The organism is Deltaproteobacteria bacterium (assembly GCA_030654105.1).
GTDB lineage: Bacteria > Desulfobacterota > SM23-61 > SM23-61 > SM23-61 > JAHJQK01.
On the sequence record JAURYC010000138.1, the window covers coordinates 1 to 5,606 of the forward strand.

Here is a 5,606-nt window from a genome sequence, read left to right on the forward strand (position 1 = left end):
CCAGTCTGGTACGATCTTCTTCGTTCATGAGAAACCTCCTGCTTTAGAATTTGAGTTTGGTGGAACATACTCTTATCTCTAACAGGAGGTTTCTTTTTTGAAAATATCTGGTAACATACAAAAGTATTTTTTTCTATGTCACCCTTTGGAGTGTGTCCTCTCCTTGTTTCTATATATAACGTAGCTCCGATATTTCCGTTGAATAATCGGAAGGTTCTGGTAATTTGACCCTTATGCCGCGAAGGCCGAGACTAGACACTGAAGGGGCTCTTCATCATGTCATGGTAAGAGGGCTGGAAAGAAGGAAGATATTTTTATCAGATGCGGACCGAGAAGATCTGATAAGGCGATTCTCGGAAGTGTTGCCGAAAACCGGGGCGCGCCTTTATGCCTGGAGCTTCCTGACCAACACGCGCATTTGCTTATCCGCACTGGAGCTGTGGGCCTATCCTCGATTATGAGGAAAATGTTGAAGGGAAGATCTTAGCTTCCATACTTTCGTCGATATAGGATGAATAATGAATTGCGATTGGAGCCTAATATCTGTTAGGAGGTCAACCATGTTCAGAATCGCGATCGGGTTTGTCGGTCTGATCTTGCTCGCGTCGTGCGCAACTACATCTCAGGTTCCCCCTGCTGCACGTTCTGACCTCGCCCCCACGGGCAAACTGCGTGCCGCGATCAACTTCGGGAACCCGATCCTCGCGGCGAGGGATCCGTCCACCGGCGAGCCGCGGGGCGTTTCGGTCGACCTCTCCCGGGAGCTCGCGCGGCGCCTCGGCGTTCCGGTCCAGTTCGTCACCTACGATGCCGCCGGAAAGGTGGTGGAGGGGCTCAAGTCCGGGGCCTGGGACGTCGCCTATGTCGCGATCGACCCGGCGCGCGCGGTCGACATCAGCTACACCGCGCCCTATGTCGTGATCGAAGGCGCCTACCTCGTGCCGCAGGGCTCTCCGATTCGCAGCAACGCGGATGTCGATCGCGAGGGCGTGCGGGTCGCCGCCGGGGCCGGAAGCGCCTACGATCTGTTCCTCTCGCGCAACCTGAAGCACGCGAAGATCGTCCGGGCACCCACCTCTCCGGCCGTCACCGACATGTTCGTGGCGCAAAAGCTCGAAGTCGCCGCCGGCGTAAAGCAGCAGCTCGAGGCCGATGCTCGGCGCATTCCCGGATTGCGCCTGCTCGAAGGTCGGTTCATGGTGATCAATCAGGCGATGGGAACGCCCAGGGGCCGCGAAGCAGGCGCGAAATACCTCCGCGAGTTCGTCGAGGAGATGAAGGCCTCCGGATTCGTCGCCCAGGCGCTCGAGCGGCACCGCGTTGAGGGCGCCTCGGTCGCGCCCAGAGCACCAGTTGAATAGATCTCCTAACCTCAGCATGCACCCGACGCCCGCAAGCGGGCGCGGGTGACGCCGGCCGTTCGGCCGCGCGCTGATTCGCGCGGCCGAACAAAATCGTTTGAGCCGTTAGGTGTAAAAACAAAAATAAATGTGAAATGCCGTTATGCAATTCGAATGGGACCGGGAAAAAGAGAAACGAAATATAAGAAAGCACGGGGTTTCTTTTGACGAAGCCGTTACCGTGTTTTATGATCCTTTATCGGCAACCTTCGATGATCCAGATCACTCAATTGATGAGCATAGATTAATCACTATTGGCTTCTCATCTCACGGGCGCATGTTTGTTGTCTCACACACGGAAAGAGGGAATGCAATACGAATTATCAGTGCGCGTCCTGCAACCGCACAGGAAAGGAAACGACATGAAAACTAAATCGACAAATATTGCGGAGGATTTACGCCCAGAATACAACTTTGACTACTCTAAAGCTGTTCGTGGCAAGTACTTCAAACGGCTTTTGGAGGAAGGGGCTAACGTAGTTGTCCTTGAGCCAGACGTAGCCAAGGCTTTCGGCAATTCAGCCGCGGTAAATGATGCATTGAGATCACTCCTTGATCTTACTCGCTCCACGCAACGCCTAACAAGGCGCTCAAGCAGACGCTCAAAGACTCGCGCCGCTTAGCTTTGTGTTGGGCATGAGATAGATCATGTCGATATCTGACAAGACAAGAAAACATCTTGATAATGTCTTTGACAAAGACTACATATTTTAGTAAATTAATTTACTATACAATATGTGCTCCTTTTTGAAGAGGGGGGGTACTATGGTAAGGAATCTTAATACCAAAGTCATGGGAGATGTTTTTGATCAGGCGATCATTAATACCGTCTGGAATAAAGGTGAAATCATCTCCGGATATGATTCATCCCTGTACCGAAAAGATCAATGTAGTGCTTGGATCGCAAAAGTCGCCTATGGAATGACTGGGGATTATGGGTGGGAAATTGATCATACCATCCCAGTGTCTAAAGGCGGGGTAGATCACCTCAGCAATCTTCAACCCCTCCATTGGCGAAATAACAAAGGCAAAGGTGATAATTATCCGAATTGGACTTGTACAATGACTGGGAAATAAGGGATACCTAAATCCGATAACAATCGAGGCTCTTGCAAAAGTATTTTTTTGTGGTTCGACAAGCTCACCACGAACGGAAAAACTAAATAATTTCAACCTAAGCCCGGTCACCCTGAGCCTGTCGAAGGGTAAATTACGGACTTTTGCAAGAAGCTCAGTTATTAGATTTTGTCCAAATTTTGCACAAATAGAAAAAAATGTCAATAAAAATGTTTTTTTATTTGACATTAGGCGGTTTTAGATTATAATTGCAACCGAACTAAAAGAAAGAAGGTAGGGGGAAACCCATTTTTTAAAAGTCCTGAATACTGGAGGGACACAATGGCCAAAGAAGAAGAGAAACAGGAAGAACAAAAAGGCGGGTTTTTAAAAAGGTTTGGAAAGGCAGCCAAAGAAATGATCTACGGAATGGCTGCCCATGATACCGCCCGATTCGCCCTGAAAACGCGAGGAAGCATGGAGCACCTCTTCATCCTGATCACCATGGGCGACTTATTGGGGGTGCCCATCCTGCCACCTTATTATTCGTTACGCATTTTACCTTACGTCGTCCCGCAGATTGCCACCTGGAAACGAAGGATGCTGCGGGAGCGGGATCTTACAGACGCTCTGGCCTGAAAAATCGGGAGGGCCCGTCTCTCATCCCTGTTTGGATGAAAGGTGCCCCCAATTGCAGTTAAACGCTATGCGCTCTGCTCTATGCGCTTAGCCCAGACCTAAGGGAGGTGTGCCATTCCACTCACAGATATTTTTGAAAAGTTTCCGGACCGGCGGTACATCATGTTCGGGGGAAAGGGAGGGTTGGGAAAGACCACTTTTTCCGCGGCCACAGCCTATTACCTGGCCAAGCGGGGGCATAAGGTTCTGGTCTTTTCCGTAGACCCTCAAGCATCCTTGAGCGACATCTTTAAGCGGGATATCTTCGGCAAGGGGGCAGTGGAGATCATGCCCAATCTCTACGCCCAGGAGATTGATGCGGATCGCCGGATCAAGGAATACCAGGAGGAGATTCGTAAGAAGATCCTGGACATGTACGGGCTGGCGAAAGTTCCCGAAGAAATCGATAGCTACATCCAGGCCGCGGCAGCAGAGCCGGCGATGGAAGAGAGCGCAATCTTTGATGCAGTCGTGGACATCGTGGTCAAAGGCGGCTATGACTACTATATCTACGATCTCGTCCCCCTGGGTCATGCGCTCTACTACCTCTCCATGGCCTCGGTGTATGACGCCTGGATCGATAAAATTACTCACCTCCGGGGGGATATGGCCGAGTACGATCAGGTAGTGGCCATCGTGAAGAGGGAAAAGGAAACGGAGGAGGACAAGATCCTCACCGAGTTGCTGTGGATCAAAGACCGGATCAACAAATCATCGAGCATCCTCACGGACAAACAGAAGACGGCCTTCTTCTTTGTCATCGTACCGGAGGAGATGATCATCAAAGACACCCAGAAGGCCGCAGGGCTCTTCGCCAAATTTGATGTCCCCTTGAGCGGGTACATCATCAACCGGGTCCTTCCCCCAGAACTGAAGAACCAGGACATCCCCGAGTATCTGCGCAACCGGATCACCATGCAGGAGAAATACCTGAAGTTGATCGATGAGACTTTCAAGAACGAGATTTTAGCTTCGGTTCCCGAGATGGAACGGGATGTAACCGGTCTGGAGATGATCGAGAAGATGGCCCAAGCCATGTTCGGCAATGGAGGTAAACCATGAGCGGAATTACCATGAACATGACCGATTATATGAAAGCACACCCCAAGCTCAAATACGTCTTTTTCGGCGGCAAAGGAGGGGTGGGCAAGACCATCATGGCCGGGGCTGCGGCTCTATGGTTCGCGAAACAAGGGAAGAAAACCCTTCTGGCTTCCACCAACCCGGTCCACAGCCTGAGCAACCTGCTGAATCAGGATGTCTTTGGCAAACCGGTGTTGATCTGCGACGAGAAACATTGCTTTGCTTTCGAAATCGACACCAAAGACTCTATCGAGCGCTCCAAAAAGGAGATCCGGGAAAAGATCGCCTGGTTTCTCAAATTCGCCGACATTACCATCAAGGCCGAGGAATTCGTCGAGTCCGCCACCATGAACCCGGCTTTTGAAGAGTCAGCCATGTTTGAGAACATGATCGACCTGATGTTCAAGGACGAATACGAGATCTATGTCTTTGACACGGCCCCCACCGCCAATGCCCGGCGGCTGCTGGGTATGTCCAAGGTTTACTCCCTCTGGGTAGATAAGATGCTCAAGAGCCGGGGGGAGGCCGGGGTTTTGCGCAAAGCCCTTTCCTACACCAAGAAGGAAGAAAAAGATCCTTTGATGGACTACCTGTTGCAGTTCAAGGACCGGATGGCTAACGCCAAAGTGCTCCTGACCGACCCGCAGATCACTTCTTTCTTTTTCGTTACTCTGCCGGAAAGCCTGCCCATCGCCGTCATTAACCGGTTCATCCAGTGGTTCCATGATTTCGGAATCCCCGTGGGGGGGGTGATCGTCAATGGCCTGATCCAGAAAGAGATGGTCAAACCCGAATCACCGGAATTCGTGCGCAACCGGGTGAAGATGCAGGATGAACATATGGAGGAAATCTGGCAGACCTTTGGCGATAGGGTGCGCTCCATCGTTCCTCTTTTTGATACGGAAATCCAGGGGCCGGTTATGCTACGCAAATTAGCCGACCGCCTTTTTATCTGAAGAAGCGGTCTATCAATGTGCTTTAAGAGTGGGGCTTCGGCCCCACTTTTTTTGACGTCTAATCTTTTTCCTCCTTATTCTTGACTGACACTCACACTGACACTGCTTTTATTCCATGCCCTCAAGGAGGTAGGCAATGGGGTTAGAACTTAAATATAAAGAGGTTCCGGTGGAGAAATTAAGGTGGCGGTGCCCGCCCGAGTCACTTCCGTTCGAGGATACGAGCGAAATCCCGGCTTGCACGGAAATTATCGGCCAGGAGAGGGCCTTGAAAGCCATCCGCTTGGGGTTGGAGATGGACAGCCTGGGTTACAACATTTTTATAGTAGGGTTGTTAGGAACCGGTCGCAACACCACGATCAAGTGCCTGCTGGAGGAGATCGACAAGGCCGGGAAAATCCCTGATGACCTCTGCTACGTGAGTAATTTCAAA

Annotated in this window: 8 protein-coding genes; all 8 read left to right on the forward strand. The window is 51.1% G+C overall.

Annotated features, from left to right (window positions below; translation table 11 throughout):
• Positions 1-560 precede the first annotated feature (560 nt).
• On the forward strand, positions 561-1,361 hold the full coding sequence (locus Q7V48_05615; GenBank protein ID MDO9210213.1) for an ABC transporter substrate-binding protein: 801 nt from the start codon (positions 561-563) through the stop codon (positions 1,359-1,361).
• A gap of 142 nt (positions 1,362-1,503) precedes the next feature.
• Positions 1,504-1,773 (forward strand): BrnT family toxin, encoded by a 270-nt coding sequence (locus Q7V48_05620; protein ID MDO9210214.1) that lies wholly within the window; start codon positions 1,504-1,506, stop codon positions 1,771-1,773.
• A complete protein-coding gene (locus Q7V48_05625; GenBank protein MDO9210215.1) occupies positions 1,763-2,023 on the forward strand; it encodes a hypothetical protein in 261 nt (86 codons plus the stop codon). Before Q7V48_05620 ends, Q7V48_05625 begins: the two co-directional genes overlap by 11 nt.
• 142 nt (positions 2,024-2,165) lie before the next feature.
• Positions 2,166-2,477, forward strand: a complete 312-nt coding sequence (locus tag Q7V48_05630) for an HNH endonuclease signature motif containing protein (protein MDO9210216.1) — start codon at positions 2,166-2,168, stop codon at positions 2,475-2,477.
• Between the two features lie 321 nt (positions 2,478-2,798).
• Positions 2,799-3,095, forward strand: a complete 297-nt coding sequence (locus tag Q7V48_05635; GenBank protein ID MDO9210217.1) for a hypothetical protein — start codon at positions 2,799-2,801, stop codon at positions 3,093-3,095.
• 162 nt (positions 3,096-3,257) lie between these two features.
• Positions 3,258-4,196 (forward strand): TRC40/GET3/ArsA family transport-energizing ATPase, encoded by a 939-nt coding sequence (locus tag Q7V48_05640; GenBank protein ID MDO9210218.1) that lies wholly within the window; start codon positions 3,258-3,260, stop codon positions 4,194-4,196.
• The gene (locus Q7V48_05645) at positions 4,193-5,173 is read left to right on the forward strand and encodes an ArsA family ATPase (GenBank protein MDO9210219.1); all 981 of its coding nucleotides are present in this window, start codon (positions 4,193-4,195) and stop codon (positions 5,171-5,173) included. Before Q7V48_05640 ends, Q7V48_05645 begins: the two co-directional genes overlap by 4 nt.
• Positions 5,174-5,309: 136 nt before the next feature.
• Positions 5,310-5,606 (forward strand): AAA family ATPase (locus Q7V48_05650; protein ID MDO9210220.1); only part of this gene is annotated, 297 nt, incomplete at its 3' end.